Source organism: Paenibacillus sp. FSL R7-0340 (genome assembly GCF_038002205.1).
GTDB classification, from domain to species: Bacteria; Bacillota; Bacilli; order Paenibacillales; family Paenibacillaceae; genus Paenibacillus; species Paenibacillus polymyxa_B.
On the sequence record NZ_JBBOBY010000001.1, the window covers coordinates 1,578,344 to 1,595,345 of the forward strand.

13 protein-coding genes are annotated in these 17,002 nt (G+C 48.0%); all 13 read left to right on the plus strand.

Annotated elements, in window-relative coordinates; all coding sequences use genetic code 11:
• The first annotated feature begins 220 nt into the window (after positions 1–220).
• The 13 genes from speD (at position 221) to murC (ending at position 16,876) form a co-directional block, all read left to right on the plus strand.
• Positions 221–619: an adenosylmethionine decarboxylase gene (gene speD / locus MKX59_RS07045; protein ID WP_025365654.1), complete on the plus strand. Its 399-nt coding sequence runs from the start codon at positions 221–223 to the stop codon at positions 617–619.
• A 248-nt stretch (positions 620–867) separates the two neighbouring features.
• The gene (hemA, locus tag MKX59_RS07050; protein ID WP_013311616.1) at positions 868–2,262 is read left to right on the plus strand and encodes a glutamyl-tRNA reductase; all 1,395 of its coding nucleotides are present in this window, start codon (positions 868–870) and stop codon (positions 2,260–2,262) included.
• 16 nt (positions 2,263–2,278) lie between these two features.
• Positions 2,279–3,106: a cytochrome c biogenesis protein CcsA gene (gene ccsA, locus MKX59_RS07055; RefSeq protein ID WP_023989966.1), complete on the plus strand. Its 828-nt coding sequence runs from the start codon at positions 2,279–2,281 to the stop codon at positions 3,104–3,106.
• A gap of 8 nt (positions 3,107–3,114) precedes the next feature.
• A complete protein-coding gene (locus tag MKX59_RS07060) occupies positions 3,115–3,762 on the plus strand; it encodes a precorrin-2 dehydrogenase/sirohydrochlorin ferrochelatase family protein (RefSeq protein WP_053325972.1) in 648 nt (215 codons plus the stop codon).
• 1 nt (position 3,763) lies between these two features.
• Entirely contained in the window at positions 3,764–4,690 is a 927-nt protein-coding gene (gene hemC / locus MKX59_RS07065; protein WP_025722717.1) for a hydroxymethylbilane synthase, read from the plus strand.
• Positions 4,691–4,694: 4 nt separating this feature from the next.
• Complete coding sequence (cobA, locus tag MKX59_RS07070; protein ID WP_023989963.1) at positions 4,695–6,251, plus strand: uroporphyrinogen-III C-methyltransferase; 1,557 nt, start codon at positions 4,695–4,697, stop codon at positions 6,249–6,251.
• Positions 6,252–6,298: 47 nt separating this feature from the next.
• A complete protein-coding gene (hemB, locus tag MKX59_RS07075) occupies positions 6,299–7,297 on the plus strand; it encodes a porphobilinogen synthase (protein WP_028541574.1) in 999 nt (332 codons plus the stop codon).
• Between the two features lie 30 nt (positions 7,298–7,327).
• Positions 7,328–8,632, plus strand: coding sequence for a glutamate-1-semialdehyde 2,1-aminomutase (gene hemL, locus MKX59_RS07080; RefSeq protein WP_340857903.1), 1,305 nt, complete (start codon positions 7,328–7,330; stop codon positions 8,630–8,632).
• Entirely contained in the window at positions 8,629–9,543 is a 915-nt protein-coding gene (locus MKX59_RS07085; protein WP_340857904.1) for an RluA family pseudouridine synthase, read from the plus strand. Before hemL ends, MKX59_RS07085 begins: the two co-directional genes overlap by 4 nt.
• A 126-nt stretch (positions 9,544–9,669) precedes the next feature.
• Complete coding sequence (locus MKX59_RS07090; protein ID WP_068941683.1) at positions 9,670–11,001, plus strand: LysM peptidoglycan-binding domain-containing protein; 1,332 nt, start codon at positions 9,670–9,672, stop codon at positions 10,999–11,001.
• Positions 11,002–11,410: 409 nt separating this feature from the next.
• Positions 11,411–14,077, plus strand: coding sequence for a valine--tRNA ligase (locus MKX59_RS07095; RefSeq protein ID WP_023989958.1), 2,667 nt, complete (start codon positions 11,411–11,413; stop codon positions 14,075–14,077).
• A gap of 36 nt (positions 14,078–14,113) precedes the next feature.
• A complete protein-coding gene (locus tag MKX59_RS07100) occupies positions 14,114–15,490 on the plus strand; it encodes a bifunctional folylpolyglutamate synthase/dihydrofolate synthase (RefSeq protein WP_340857907.1) in 1,377 nt (458 codons plus the stop codon).
• Between the two features lie 6 nt (positions 15,491–15,496).
• The gene (gene murC / locus MKX59_RS07105) at positions 15,497–16,876 is read left to right on the plus strand and encodes a UDP-N-acetylmuramate--L-alanine ligase (protein WP_160789981.1); all 1,380 of its coding nucleotides are present in this window, start codon (positions 15,497–15,499) and stop codon (positions 16,874–16,876) included.
• The last annotated feature ends 126 nt before the right edge of the window (positions 16,877–17,002 follow it).

The window sequence follows — 17,002 nt, forward strand, 5'->3', positions numbered from 1 at the left end:
CTTTACCGAAAGGGGCTTTTTTATTCCAAAAAAATGATTGCATTTGCTGCACATAGATGTTATTTTTAATCTCGTTGAAAATGAATATAGGAACCAGGATTCACTCAGGACATTGAATGTTGCGAGAGGTTATTCCCTCGGGAAGTGAATGACGTAGGTCCTAGCGGATGAAATTTTTTCAAACATTTTATTCCTAGGAAGGGGGAACCGAAAGATGGAATTGGAGTACTCAACTTTCGGAAGACACGTTGCCGTAGATACTTGGGGTGTTGAGTTTGAATTGCTGAATGATGCGCAGTTTTTGGAGGCTCAATTAGTTGAAGCAGCTGAAGCTTGCGGAGCAACGGTGATGTCCGTTCAATCCAAGCAATTCGAACCACAGGGAGCTACCGTGCTTGTACTGTTGTCGGAGAGTCATCTCTCTATTCATACGTATCCTGAGAGAGGATTTGCCGCTATTGATTGTTATACTTGTGGTGAGACTGTCGATCCGCAGCTGGCTATTGATTACCTGGTATCCGTTCTAAAACCGAAAAAAACATATGCGAAGAAGCTGATTCGCGGCTTGGGAGAACTTCAGGTGGAATCACCGGAGTGCAAGCTGGCCGAGTTAGTGTAAATCGTTCTTTATGGAGCCATTTGTGCGTCCTATATTATAACCATGGAACATTTCCATGGTTATTTGTTTTAAAAGTGGTTTACACTAAATCAAATCATACAGAACGTGCTAGATGTTCATGAAAGCCATCCAATTTTCATAAACAATTCATAAAACAGCCGGAGGAGATTCGGACTTCTGTGATATAATTAACATAGTTTATGATAACAGTGGTTATTCTTATTACAGTTTAGGCAGGTGAATTTGCAATGCACATCGTCGTTGTTGGGTTGAATTATCGTACGGCGCCTGTGGAAGTCAGAGAGCGTTTTACATTTGCAGAACAAGATTTGCCAAAAGCGCTGGAACAACTCAAACTTACCAAAAGTGTGTTGGAAGGCGTAGTTGTCGCAACCTGCAATCGGACTGAAATATATGTTGTGGTGGACCGCCTTCACATGTGCGGTTATTTTATACGCAGTTTTATGGAGCAATGGTTTGGCATTCCGCGTGACCAATTTACACAACATTTATATATATATGAGGACGAGCAGGCGATTCGGCATTTGTTCCGTGTGACTTGTGGTCTTGATTCTATGGTAATCGGAGAAACACAAATTTTGGGACAGGTAAAGAACGCTTTTCTTCAGGCTCAATCCCAGAAAATTACGGCAACGTGGTTTAATATGTTGTTTAAGCAGGCCGTCACATTGGGCAAGCGTGCCCATTCGGAGACGTCTATTGGAGAAAGTGCCGTATCTGTCAGCTATGCAGCAGTTGAGCTGGGCAAACGGATTTTCGGGATGTTTACCGATAAAAAGGTACTGATTCTCGGTGCTGGTAAAATGAGCGAGCTTACTGTTAAGCATTTGTACAGCGGCGGAGCAGCCGAGGTTATTGTAGCAAACCGAACCTTGTCCCGTGCGGAAGACCTTGCCTCCAAGTTTCATGGAACGCCGGTTACGATGGAGGAAGGCATGAATCGGTTGGCGGATGTGGATATTGTTATTAGCTCGACAGGTGCCCAGGGTTATATTCTGGATCGGACTCGGGTTGAAGCAAGTATGAAACGTCGACAGTCCCGTCCTTTGTTTATGATTGATATTGCGGTTCCGCGTGATCTCGACCCGGCTATTGGTGAATTACAGAATGTTTTCCTGTACGATATTGATGATCTGGAAGGGATCGTGGAGAGCAATTTGGAAATGCGCCGTACCGAAGCTACAAAAATCGAGCATATGATCGAAGATGAGCTTAGCGAGTTTTATCAATGGTTGAAAACGATGGGAGTGCGTCCGGTGATTCGTGCATTACAGGAAAAAGCGGAGTCTGTACATCAGGATACGTTGGAAAGCTTGTTCAATAAGCTTCCCGAGCTGGATGAACGGCAACGCAAAGTGATTAGCCGCTTGACGAAGAGTATGCTGAATCAGATGATGCATGATCCGATCAATCGGGTAAAGGAACTGGCTGTCCAAAAGCAGGGAAATGAGGCCCTAGACATGTTTAGCCACATTTTTGCTCTGGAGGATCGTTTGGATGACGCCGCTCAGAAAGTAGATAAAAGCGATGCATCTGCGTTAATGAAACCGGAAGCCGGTGTTCATGAAAAGACCGTTCAGGCTCAGGCTTTGCCAGCGTCGTTTGCGCCGGCCAGCCTGTAAAGGTGGGTGAACAGACGTGGCTTCAGGCATGCTTATATATGATTCAATGATTTATGTTTTTGCCCTGAGCCTTCTGTTTGTATTCTCGGATGGGATTCGTCGCAATGCGAATGCTAAACGGACAGGTACAGGGCTTCTTGTTGTCGTTCTGGTGCTCCAGCTTGCTTATATGGGGATAAGAACCTGGAATGAAGGGCATCTTCCTATTTTCGTGACCTATGATTTTCTATTTCTGTTCTCAGTTATTTTGGTACTGATTTCTTTGATTCTGACACGTTATCAGCGATCCGAATTTGCGGTATTGCTGCTTAATATTATTAGTTTTGCAGTGCTAGTGCTCAACAATATATGGATGAAGCCTCTCGACAACCCGCTTGGAAATTGGCATACAGTGCATGGGCTGCTCCTGATTCATATTGCGCTGGCTAATCTTGGTTTTGTAGCAATGACGGTAGCGGCTGTATTTTCGGGGTTATATCTGTTTTTGCATCGTAAATTGAAAGTAAAGAAATGGAATGACACGATCAGACGCCTGCCGAGTCTGGAAATGATGGATCGGTATACGCATATGGCGCTGTTGATTGGTACTCCTTTGCTGGGAGTCTCTATTGTAGTTGCCGTTATTTCTATTATTGCTGAGGAACGCTGGCGTCTCTTGCTTGATACCAAGGTGCTGATGACAGCGATTGCCTTGTGCGTGTATATTGTATTTTTAGTGAGCAAAAGATTGAATCAGCGTTCAGGGCTTGTGATGGCAAAGTGGGCATTGGTGGGCTACACGCTATTGATTCTTAATTTTTTGCTGAATTCCTGGTCTGTATTTCATCAGTGGACGGGAGAGTGAAAAGCCTTTTGCAGCATTTTGTCCCGATTTCGTTGAATTGTAAGAATAGGATCTGTTGTGTTGTAGGTGGCGGTAGGATTGCGGAACGAAAGGTAAAGGGGATGATGGAAAGTGGGGCATTCATTACCGTCATTAGCCCGAATATAACGCCGGATTTACAGGTTCTGGCGGATCACAAGCAGCTCCACTGGGTAAATCGCGTATATCGCGAGGGTGACCTCCAGGGAGCCTTTCTTGTATATGCGGCGACGAACCAGAGAGAAGTGAATTATGAGGTTGCGCATGAGGCCAGACAAAGGGGTATACTGGTAAATGTGGCGGATCGATCGGAAGATGGAGACTTTATAACGCCGGGTATCATTCGACGAGGAAGATTGACGATTAGTATTTCCACAGAAGGGGCTGGCCCTGCTGTGACCGCTGATATTACATCAGCTTTGGATACGTTGTTTGGTAGCGAATACGAGCCATATCTGGATTTCATGCACGATATGCGACAGATCATCAAACGTAAGATAAGTTCCCCACAGCAAAGGACCAAACTACTGAGGCGCTTGGCGAGTAGCGGTATTTTGGATCAAATACGCCGTCATGAATTTATGGCTTGGACCGAAAAAGAAATAGACCTATGGATTGCGCAAAATCAGGAGGAATAACATGCGAACAATTGTGGTAGGCAGCAGACAGAGTGCGCTGGCGTTAACTCAGACCGGGCATGTCATTGAAGATTTGAACGCGCTGTGCGCGGAGCATGGAATGGATTTGCAATTTGTCGTGAAGAAAATCCTGACCAAGGGTGATCGAATATTGGATGTAACCTTGTCCAAAGTGGGTGGCAAAGGGCTTTTTGTCAAAGAAATTGAACAGGCCATGCTGGCTGGTGAGATTGATATGGCAGTACATAGTATGAAGGATATGCCTTCCGAATTACCGGAAGGGCTTGTCAACGGCGCTGTGCCGCGCCGTGAGGATCCACGTGATTGCCTGATCACATTGGGCGCCAAGAGCCTGGAGGATTTGCCTCAAGGGGCAAAGGTGGGCACGAGCAGCCTGCGCAGAGCCAGTCAAATCAAGTCCATGCGACCTGATCTACAATTGGAGCCTGTGCGTGGTAATATTGATTCCCGTCTGAAAAAGCTGGAGACGGAAGGTTTTGACGCTATCATTTTGGCGGCAGCAGGCTTGCATCGGATGGGCTGGAAAGAGCGAATTACGTCCTATATACCGGAAGAAGACTGTTTGCCGGCTGTTGGGCAGGGAGCGCTGGGTATTGAATGTCGTGCGAGCGACGAAGAGCTATTGGCCTTGCTGCGCCTTTACAACGACCGGGATACCTCAGCTACCGTTGCGGCAGAACGAACCTTTCTGGGCGTGTTAAATGGGGGATGTCAAGTGCCGATCGGGGCTCATGCGGTCTGGGCTGGTCAAGAAATCAGCCTCACGGGCATGGTAGGATCGCCAGATGGCGAGGTTATTTTGAAGGAAACGCTCCAGGGAAATGATCCGCAAAAGCTGGGAGAAGCGGTGGCGGCCAGTTTGATAGCCAAAGGAGCGGAACAGATTCTGGCGCAGGTGAGGGGATGATAGCATGGCAGGAAAAGTATATTTGGTAGGTGCAGGACCCGGAGACGCAAGATTAATTACGGTCAAGGGTTGGGAATGCATTCAATTGGGCGATGTCATTGTGTACGACAGACTGGCAAGCCCACGCCTCTTGGGACTGATGAAGCCAGGTGCCCAAAAAATATATGTCGGCAAGTTGCCAGATCGTCACACCATGAAGCAAGAGGAAATTAATCAGCTGCTGGTGGATTTGGCCTTGGAGGGCAAAACAGTTGTTCGTCTTAAAGGGGGAGACCCCACTATATTTGGACGAGTCGGCGAGGAAGCCGGGCTATTGCGTAAACACGGTATTTCCTATGAAATTATACCCGGCATCACATCAGCGATCAGTGTGCCCGCCTATGCGGGCATTCCAGTCACACACCGAGATATGGCCTCATCGCTTTCTATCATTACAGGTCATGAAAGTCCGGATAAACTCGACAAAAGTATTCATTGGGATAAAGTGACGAACGCAACGGGCACACTGATCTTTATGATGGGTGTAGCAAAGATCGGCTATATCAGTGAACAGCTCATAAAACACGGCAAGCCGTCAGATACTCCTGTTGCCTTGATCCGTTGGGGGACCCGTGCCGAGCAGGATACGCTGGTGGGTACGCTGGCGGATATTGAAGCTAAGGTGAAGGCCGCGAATTTTCAGCCTCCCGCCGTCATCGTTGTCGGAGAAGTGGTCAATCAACGTGAACAGTTAAAATGGGCTGAGGACATGCCTTTGTTTGGCAAGCGGATTTTAGTTACTCGCGCGCGTGCGCAGGCCAGCAGTCTGGTTCACCGGATTGAAGAGCTTGGTGGCGAGCCTTATGAATTTCCAGTTATTCAGACTGTCGCCCCTTCGGACGAGCCAACCAAACAGGAAATTAAAGAGGCATTTGCACGACTGCCTGAATATGATTGGGTGTTTTTTACCAGCGTTAATGGAGTGGAATACTTTTTCACGCACTTAAAGGAACAGGGCAAAGACGTACGCGCGTTGTTCAAAGCGCGTATTGCCGCAGTCGGACCGGCTACAGCAGCCGCGCTTCGGACGCACGGAATTGCAGCAGAACAGATCGAAGGCCCTTTTCAGGCAGAGGGCTTGCTCGAAGGGTTTGAGCAGGATTTGCAGGCAGGGCAGAATGTATTTCTCCCAAGGGGTGATCTAGCTCGGTCGTGGCTGCCAGAAAAGCTGAGGGAGATGGGCCTTCATGTGACCGAGGCTGATTTGTATCAAACGGTGCTGGCAGCCAACACACAGGATGACGAGCTCCTCAAGCTGCTTGAGGAACGTGCCATTCACGCGATTACGTTTACGAGTTCCTCAACCGTCACCTTTTTTCTGGAAGCGCTCAGACAAATGGGGATCCATGATCCGTTGTCGCTGCTGGAGGGAGTTACGATTGCTGTGATCGGTCCTTTGACCGGTGAGACAGCTACCCAAGCCGGTTTGACTGTGAGTTTTATGTCAGAGAAGGCAACCATTGAAAGTCTGATTCAATCGTTATGTGACTGGAAACGATCAAGTACTCTTATGACATTATAATTTTTTGTTTTTGCTAATGAATGTATAAAAAATGGAGGTTTGTATTCATGAGTGTTCCTTTTACTAGACATCGTCGTTTGCGCCAGTCAGCTGCAATCCGCAGTATGGTGCGTGAGACGGTATTGAATCCCGCTGATTTTATCCAACCGATTTACGTAACATTTGGCACTGGAGTGAAACAGGAAATTAGCTCTATGCCAGGTGTATACCGTTTTTCTCTGGATCGGCTGGAGGAAGAACTGAAAGAGATTAGTGAGCTTGGCATTCCCGCCGTGCTCCTGTTTGGCATACCGGAAACAAAAGACAGTGTAGGGACTTCGGCTTTTGTGGACGATGGTATTGTTCAGGAAGCAACTCGTTTGATCAAGTCTCGTTATCCCGAACTGCTGGTTGTGGCTGATACTTGTTTGTGTGAGTTTACGGACCATGGACACTGCGGTATGGTACACATGCATGAGCATGATGGTGAGGTATGCGGTGAAGTATTGAATGATGAATCTCTGGAGGTGCTGGTACGTACAGCCGTTTCTCAGGCCAGAGCTGGTGCGGATATTATCGCGCCATCTAATATGATGGACGGTTTTGTACAGGCGATTCGGCAGGGGCTGGATCTAGAAGGCTTTTCACATATTCCGATTATGTCGTATTCCGTCAAATATGCGTCTGCTTTTTATGGTCCTTTCCGGGAAGCTGCTGATTCTGCACCGCAGTTTGGTGACCGTAAATCCTATCAGATGGATCCTGCTAATGCACGTGAAGCATTGCGAGAAGCGGAATCTGATGTGCTGGAGGGTGCGGATATGCTGATGGTGAAGCCTTCTCTTTCTTACCTGGACGTGATGCGCACGATTAAGGATCAATTTGATCTGCCTATGGTGGCTTACAACGTTAGTGGTGAATATGCCATGGTCAAGGCAGCAGCTCTTCAAGGCTGGATTGATGAAAAAGCAATGGTGCTAGAGATTTTGACAAGCATGAAGCGTGCGGGTGCAGATATGATTATTACCTATTCGGCCAAGGATGCGGCAAGATGGTTGAAGCAATAAGTCTATTTTCAGAAGATAGGAGTGGTCAGATTGATCGATGAACAACGAACAGTGCGCAAGGATACGAACTCCAAAGTAGCCTTCGATGAGGCAAAACAATACATTCCGGGTGGCGTAAACAGCCCGGTACGGGCTTTTAAATCTGTTGGGATTACACCTGTATATATCGACCATGGCGAAGGATCGCGCGTATATGATATTGATGGTCAATCCTATTTAGACTATGTATGTTCATGGGGACCGCTTATTATGGGGCATGCACATCCCGAAGTGGTTAAAGCTTTACAGGCTGCTGTTGTAAAAGGAACCAGCTTCGGCGCACCAACGTTGGCAGAAACTGAAATGGCCAAGCTCGTTTGTGAACGTGTTCCTTCCATGGATATTGTACGTATGGTTAACTCCGGAACTGAGGCGACTATGAGTGCGATTCGACTCGCACGCGGATTTACGAGCCGTAGTAAAATTCTTAAATTTGAGGGATCATATCACGGTCATGCGGACAGCTTGCTGATTAAAGCAGGCTCTGGTGTTGCGACCTTAGGCTTGCCCGATAGTCCGGGTGTACCTGAAGTCGTGGCTACCCATACAATCACCGTCCCTTATAATGATTTGGCTTCGGTGAAGCTAGCTTTTGAGAAATTTGGCGAAGAGATTGCCGCAATTATTGTCGAGCCAGTAGCAGGCAATATGGGCGTTGTACCGCCACAGCCTGGATTTTTGGAAGGTTTGCGTGAGGTAACCCAGCAGTACGGAAGTCTGCTGATTTTTGATGAAGTAATGACTGGATTCCGGGTTGGACTTCATTCGGCTCAAGGTCGCTTTGGTGTGACGCCGGATCTTACCTGTCTGGGTAAAGTGATTGGTGGTGGACTCCCTGTAGGTGCTTACGGCGGACGTCGCGATATTCTGGAGCAGATTGCTCCATCGGGACCAATATATCAAGCGGGTACGCTTAGCGGAAATCCGCTGGCTATGGCAGCAGGTTATTCGACACTTAAATTGCTGACGCCAGAAGTATACGATCGTCTGGAAGAGCGGGCAGCAAGGCTTCAAGCCGGATTCGAACGTAATGCGAGCGAGCTGGGTATCCCTGTCACGATCAATCGCGTGGGTTCTATGGTTTGTCCATTTTTTACAGAAGAAAAGGTTGTCAATTTTGACACAGCTAAAACGAGTAATCAGGACCACTTCCGCCGTTACTTTACTGAAATGGTGGATGAGGGAGTTAGTGTGGCACCATCTCAATTTGAGGGTATGTTTGTGTCGGGCGTGCATACGGTAGAGGATATTGATGCTACCATTGAGGCGAACTATCGCGCGCTCAAACGTCTATGAGCTGGCAAGGTGGCTGGAAAAGAAGAGGACCGTGGCTGGAAGTCACGCCAGGACGGGAAGTCACAGACGGGGAAAAAAACAGCGCTGATGCTGTAGATCAGTGGTTGCTGAATCGTTTGGAATTACCGGAAAAGCTGTGGCGCAGACTGCGTCATGAAAAAGAGATTGAACTTACAGGGGACCGGCTGCGGCTGGCCCTTTTTCCTGTAATGAACCTTGGCATCACCCCTCGTTGGTATGATTTGAAGGTACTGTATGAAGATGATTTTTGCCTGGTAGTGCATAAACCAGCAGGTATGGCAGTACATCCGGACGGCGCTGTGCAGGATGGTCCGCTGACGTTGGATCATGCTGTCGCATCCTACTATGAGATGAATGGCATACATGCGGCGGTACGGCATGTACATCGCCTGGATGTGGATACGACGGGCCCAGTGCTATATGCCAAAAATGAATTTGCGTTGCTTAAGCTGGACAAGCAAATGAGAGCTAAGGATATCGGCCGCAGGTATGTAGCTTTGGTACGAGGGAAAGTACCTCCATCGCTGCGAACGTTGGATTGGCCGATTGGCAAGGACAGGCATCATAAGCAGCGCCGCCGTGTATCTCCGACTGGGCAGAAGGCGGTTACCCATATTGAACTTGGGGAAGTATGGGGAAGCGGTTCAAGTGCAGTGAGTCTCGTATATCTGACGCTGGAGACAGGCCGGACGCACCAGATTCGCGTACATCTTAGTCATGCTGGCTACCCGTTGCTTGGGGATGTATTATACGGGGGTCGGGCTACTGATTTTGGCAGGCAGGCGCTGCACGGAGAGCGTCTTACCTTCTGTCATCCGCTGAGTGGCGAAACAATTACGGTGGAGGATGCTTGGCCGGATGATTTTCAAAAGCTGCACAAACAGCTATAAAAGATGGCATGCCTTCTATTTTGGCGCATATACTTGAACCTAGAAACGGTTTGCAATATGGAGTTTCCGTGCGCCTGACCAGAAGTCAGAGGATGTGCGGAGACTGCCCAAAGGAGGATGCCATCCTTGAACAAACAACAGAATGATCAGCCGCAAGGCTTGCGTTTTGATATTTATGAACGCATTCATTTGACGGAGGAAGCTGCCGGGATTGCTGAGTTGGAGGAAATTGAGCTTCTGCCACGCATTCAGGTTGTAACCCACGGCGACCATGCCGCTTTGCGAGGGCATTTGCTGCTGGAGGGCGTGTACCGCACACCTGAACAGATTACGAGCGAGCTTCATCATTTGATCCCTGTGGAAATTACCATTCCGCTAAACCGCGTAGGGAGATTGGAAGATATCTCTGTCGAGATTGAAAATTTTGATGTGGACCTGCTCTCTTTACGTAGTCTAAACATTACAGGTGTTCTTTCTTTGCATGGCGTGGAAAGCTCGCACGCGGAGGAGACGGCGGTCTGGCTGGATGAGGAATTCACCGTAGTGCATGCACCTGAGCATCCGGTTCAATCCCATACCGCCGATGGGGAGCATCGCCATGCAGAGGCCTATTCTACCAATGACTCGACCTCCGATTACGTTACAGACCCTGAAACCTCCTACAGAGTGCCAGCACAACAGGAGTCCGTTTCATGGGAACAGCTGTCTGAGGGCCAAGGAGAACAGAAGGCATCGTCGGAACAGCAAGCTTATGAGTCGGCAGTAGATCCTAACCGATTCTATGAGCCTTGGACGGGTAAAGCAGTTGAAGACAGCTCTCCAGAGGTCAAGCATGAGCATGGGTCTCCGGAAGTGTGGGGATTTCAGCAAGAGGAAGCATGGACAGGGGGGAATGAACCTAAAGTATCTTCCGCATCTCCCAATATAGTATATGACCCTTTGTTGAATGAACCGCATCCTGCCACGGAGTCCGAGGTCTATTTGGAGCCACAGTTGGAGGAGAGTCAAGTAGATAACTTCGACTTCAGGCCTGAAGCGTCAGAACAGGTGAACCACGAGGCCCATGACACCTTTACTGAGGATAAGCCAGAGATGCGTGTGGCGCTTAACAGTAAAAAGGATGAAGGGGCAGACGAGCCAGACCCGGTTGTCTACTCATCATTGCTCCAATCCAGCCGTTCGGTGAAGGAAGCCGAATACCAGCAGCAATTGGAGCAGGAGCCGCAGGATCAGGACCAGAAAGCCGAAGAAGAGCGGGAGAATGCCAAGTGGAAGAACCTTTTTTTTCATACACAAGATGAAACACCTTTTCGCAAGGTGCGCTTATGCATTGTACAGCGCGAGGATACACTGGAAACCATAGCTGACCGTTATCAGCTCAGCACACGTGAGCTTCAACTGTATAACAGATTGGCGGAGCATCATGTGGAAGAAGGACAGGTATTGTACATCCCTTGATCCGGTTGCTGAAAAATGCACAGCGGGTGTTGACTATAGTCAATGGGAAATGTATGATGTGGTATAGTTATTGAAAGACTGAGATCGGGAAGAGTAGGCAGCAAGCCCTTCAGAGAGTGGAATTGCAGCGCTGTGAGGTTCCGCAGGAAGCTACTGGCCGAAGTCACCCGGGAGTCGCCTGTTTGAACGGTTCCTCATTTAATTCCTACGGAAGATAAGAGGTTCACGGTAGAATAAGGCCGGTCCGCAACCGTTATCTGCATAAAGTGTCACACCATGTGTAATGGATCAGTGGATACATACACTAGGGGTGAAACAAAGGTGGTACCGCGAGAGAACAGCCTTTCGTCCTTTGAGGATGAAGGGCTTTTTTTATTTGCCAATTGAAAAATCATGGAGGTATCCTGATATGTCAGAACAAGACAACAAGACAACCTTGGAAATGCCAACAACGTACGATCCAAAATCAGCAGAACAAAAATGGTACAAAACGTGGATGGAAAAGGGCTATTTCCGCGCCGGGCAACATCCAGAGGCAGAGCCTTTTACAATCGTTATTCCACCACCGAATGTTACAGGTATGTTGCATATTGGACATGCTCTTGACTTTACTTTGCAGGATATTATTATTCGCGCCAAGCGGATGCAGGGTTATGATGCCTTGTGGCTGCCAGGGGCAGACCATGCGGGTATTGCTACCCAAACAAAGGTAGAACAAAAGCTGCGTGAAGAAGGCCTGACACGTTATGATTTGGGCCGCGAGAAGTTTTTGGAGAAAGTGTGGGAGTGGAAGGAACTTTATCTGGATAACATCCACAATCAATGGGAAAAAATGGGTTTCTCTCTCGATTATTCTCGTGAGCGTTTTACGTTGGATGAGGGACTGTCCCAAGCGGTACGCGAGGTATTCGTTACACTGTACAAGAAGGGTCTGATTTATCGCGGTAAACGCATCATTAACTGGGACCCCGCTGCACGTACTGCATTATCGGACATTGAGGTGGAATACAAAGAGGTGAACGGAAATCTGTATCACCTGCAATATCCACTGAAAGACGGTAGCGGATTTATTACGGTAGCTACTACACGTCCTGAAACGATGCTGGGCGATACAGCAGTAGCTGTACACCCGGAAGATGAACGCTACAAGCAAATGATTGGCAAAACGCTTGTGCTCCCAATCATCGGACGGGAAATTCCGGTCATTGCGGATGACTACGTTGATAAAGATTTCGGTAGCGGCGCGGTTAAAATTACACCGGCTCACGACCCGAATGACTTTGAAATGGGACAACGTCACCAGCTGCCACAAATTACGGTGATGGATGAAACGGGAACGATGAATGCCGAAGCAGGCAAATATCAGGGCCTTGATCGTAGCGATTGCCGTAAGCAAATCGTCGCTGATCTGAAAGAGCAGGGCGTACTGATTCGTATTGAAGAGCACGTACACCAAGTAGGCCACAGTGAGCGTACAGGTGTAGTTGTAGAACCTTATCTGTCCACACAATGGTTTGTGGAAATGAAACCTCTGGCAGCTAAAGCGATTGAAGTGCAGAAGGCTGGCAACGGGGTAAACTTTGTACCGGATCGCTTTGAACGTACTTATCTGCATTGGATTGAAAATGTGCGTGACTGGTGTATTTCCCGTCAATTATGGTGGGGACACCGTATTCCGGCTTGGTACGATGAGGAAACCGGAGAAGTTATTGTATCGGCGGAGGACCCTACAACTTTGCCTGAGTACGCTGGCAGAAAGCTAAAACAGGATGAGGATGTGCTGGATACTTGGTTCAGCTCGGCTTTGTGGCCGTTTTCGACACTGGGCTGGCCTGAGCAGACAGAGGACCTCAAACGCTACTATCCGACTAATGTCTTGGTTACAGGCTATGACATTATTTATTTCTGGGTATCGCGTATGATTTTTACCGCGCTGGAGTTTACGGAAGAGATTCCGTTCAAGGACGTACTTATGCACGGGTTGGTTCGTGATGCGGACGGTAGAAAAATGTCCAAATCCCTCGGCAACGGTGTTGATCCGCTCGACGTGATTGACCAATATGGTACCGATGCCATGCGTTATATGATTTCCACCAGTAGCACGCCTGGGCAAGACCTTCGTTTCCGCTGGGAGCGGGTAGAGCAGGCCCGTAACTTTGCCAATAAAATCTGGAATGCGTCACGCTTTGCGCTGATGAATCTGGAAGGCGTCACTTCGGCAGATATAGACATTACTGGTGACTTGAGCACCGCTGATCGTTGGATCCTGCATCGTCTAAACGAAACTTCACGCGACATCACGCGTCTAATAGATGCTTATGAATTTGGCGAGACAGGCCGCCTTCTGTATAACTTTATTTGGGATGATTTGTGCGACTGGTACATTGAGTTTGCGAAGCTTTCCCTATATGGCGACAATGCAGAGGCGAAAAAGAAAACGCAATCCGTACTTGCATATGTATTGGATCGGACGCTGCGCATGATTCATCCGTTCATGCCGTTTATCTCTGAGGAAATATGGCAGCATCTCCCGCATGAGGGAGAAACGATTACACTGGCCGCTTGGCCTGTTTATGATCCGGCTTTTGAGGATAAGGATGCAGTCGCTGAAATGAATTTGCTGATCGACGTAATTCGCGCTGTACGCAATATCCGCGCTGAAGTCAACGTGCCGATGAGTAAGAAAATTGAATTACTCATAAAACCCGGCGATCAAGCCGTTCTCGATATCATTAACCGCAATGGGGAATATGTACGTAGATTCTGTAATACGTCTGAATTCGACGCAGGATTAGAATTCACCGTTCCAGATAAAGCGATGACATCTATAGTTAGCGGCGCAGAGCTATACCTGCCGCTGGCCGGACTGCTTGATATTGCCCAGGAAATTAGCAGACTGGAAAAAGAACTTCAGCATTTGAACAGTGAAGTGGAGCGCGTGGAGAAAAAGTTATCTAACCAAGGCTTTGTGGCGAAAGCACCAGCTAAAGTCATCGAGGAAGAAAAGGCCAAGCAAGCCGATTACTCAGATAAGCGCGCTAAAGTTATCGCACGTATTGAAGAACTCAAGGGATAATTTCACTCACAATAAAATGACCTGAAGGTGAAGAGGATGTCAGATACGATCAGGGGCGGAGATACGGCTCCTTTACAAAGCTATGATGAAGCAGTGGAATGGATTAACGGCTTGATTCCGTTTGGCATCAGACCCGGATTGGAACGAATTGAACAGCTAATGAGTAAGTTGGGTGATCCGCAACGACATCTGAAGTTTGTGCATGTTGCGGGAACCAACGGTAAAGGCTCGACTTGTGCCTTTCTGACCTCTGTGCTACTGAAATGTGGGTACGATGTCGGAACTTTTACATCTCCGTACATCACCCGATTTACGAACCGTTTTCAATTCAATGGGACCGATATTCCTGATGAAACGCTGATTTTGCTTGCCAATCGCTTGTATCCGTTGGTGAAAGAAATCGCAGATAGTGAATTGGGATCACCTACGATGTTTGAGGTATCGACAGCGTTGGCTATTTTATACTATGCTACGGTATCTTTCCCAGATGTTGTGGTATGGGAGACAGGTCTCGGGGGAAGGATGGATGTAACTAATATCGTGAGTCCAATCGTCTCGGTTATTACGAATGTCGGCTATGATCATACGGATATTTTGGGAGATACGCTCGAACAGATTGCAAGGGAAAAGGCTGGTATCATCAAACCGGGTGTACCTGTCGTCAGCTGTGTTTCCCAACCCGAGGCTATTCAGGTCATACGTGAAACGGCGGCAAAGCAAGGAGCTACCTTGTACCTGGCAGGAGAACAGTTTACGTATGAACGGCTAAATGGGGATGAAACAGCTCAGACCTTTTCATTCGCGGGGCCCTTCCGACATATGGAAATTGACATCACGTTGTTAGGCGAGCATCAATGTTCTAATGCGGCAGGAGCTATGATGGCACTTGAGGTCCTACGTCAGTATATGGCTTTTGTGTTGGATGATGCAGAACTGCTGGAGGGCTTTAGGCAAACTGCCTGGGCAGGGCGTCTCGAACAAGTCAGTGCCTCGCCGAGGATTGTCCTTGATGGAGCTCATAATCCAGAAGGAGCACAGACGCTGGCCAAGAGTCTTCCTCAAGTGTATTCGTACAAAAAATTGGTTTTAATGATGGGGATGCTGTCAAACAAGCATCATGAAGCATACTTGCAGCATATACTGCCACTAGTGGATACGCTTATCCTGACCGAGCCCGATTTTCGCCGCAAAATGAATGCCGCTGAATTGGCTCATCTCGTGGAGAAGCTGCGGCCGTCTTATGCCAAAACGGATTTAAAAATAATTGTAGAAGGTGACTGGAAAAAGGCTCTTGGCCTGCTTCAGTCACATACGGAAGCGGAAGATCTGGGGGTGGTGTCCGGCACGCTGTACCTTATTGCGGATGTACGGGCTACCCTTATGTATCAAACCGATTCGGAAAAAGGTTGGTGAAATTTGTTGATTACTTCGGAACATGTTCATTTTATCGGTATCGGCGGCTACGGGATGAGCGCGATTGCTCGGGTCATGCTGGAGATGGGTTATACCGTGACTGGCTCAGATGTGGCATCACAGGAGCTGACAGAAAAACTGGCGGCAAAAGGCGCAAAAATATATATTGGACACACACCTGAGCATATTGCAGGCGCGGATATCGTCGTCTATTCAACAGCATTGTCACGTGACAATGTGGAGCGGGTGGCAGCGGAGGAATTGAATATTCCAACTCTGCATCGTTCGCAAATGCTGGCTCGCTTGCTTAACGAACGTAAGGGAATAGCTGTTGCGGGTGCGCACGGTAAAACGACAACCTCTTCCATGATCGCTCTGGTTATGGAAAGATGTAACGTTGATCCAACGTATATTATTGGCGGCGAAATCACGAATTTGGGGACGAATGCCAAAGCAGGTAAAAGCGAGTTTGTCGTTGCTGAGGCGGATGAGAGTGATGGTTCTTTCCTGCAATATCATCCTTGGCAAGGCATTGTAACCAATATTGAAGCGGATCATTTGGAAAATTACGATGGCGACTTTAATCGTCTGAAAAGTGCCTATGTACAGTTTTTGAGTCAAATTCGACCGGATGGGGCGGCTATTGTATGCGCAGATGATCAGAACATCCGGGAAATGTTGCCTCAGCTCCAGACTCGGGTCATTACTTATGGAGTGGAGCATGAAGCGGATTATATGGCGACAGATATCCAATTAGGTGACCGTCGATTAAGCTTCACTATGAGCCGTAAAGGAATAGCACTCGGAACGATCGAACTATCAGTGCCGGGTAAACATAACATGTATAATGCGATGGCTACTGTGATATCCTGTTTGGAAGCAGGGATTCCATTCGATCAAATCGCTGCTACTATTGTAGAATTTCACGGAGCGAAGCGTCGTTTTCAAGTACTAGGTGAAAGCAATGACATACTGATTATTGATGACTATGCGCATCACCCAACAGAGATTGAGGCTACGATTAGCGCAGCGAGAGCGACTGGCAAGCGTATTATTGCTGTATTCCAGCCGCAACGCTATAGCCGCACCTTTTTCCTGCTCGATGCGTTTAGCCGCGCGTTTAGCGAGGCTAGTGAAGTCATCATTACCGATATTTATTCACCAGCGGGAGAAAAACAGATTGAAGGCGTGCATTCTTCCAAGCTCGTGGATTTAATCGTCCAAAACAGCAATGCGAATGCAATCTATTTGCCGACCAAAGAAGCTGTGATCGAGGAGTTGAAAGATCGCTTACAGCCGGGTGATCTTGTGCTGACGATGGGAGCGGGAGATATCTGGAAAGCAGGTGACGCGTTAGCGCGCCATCTTCGCGGACAACAAGTGTAATACGTATAAAAATGAGCCGTTACGCCAATGAATTACATTTATTCGAGGGTATTCCGAACACGACTGTGTTTCGGGATACCCTTTTTTTGTAATGCTGGGGTATATATTCTTAGCTTGACTCATACA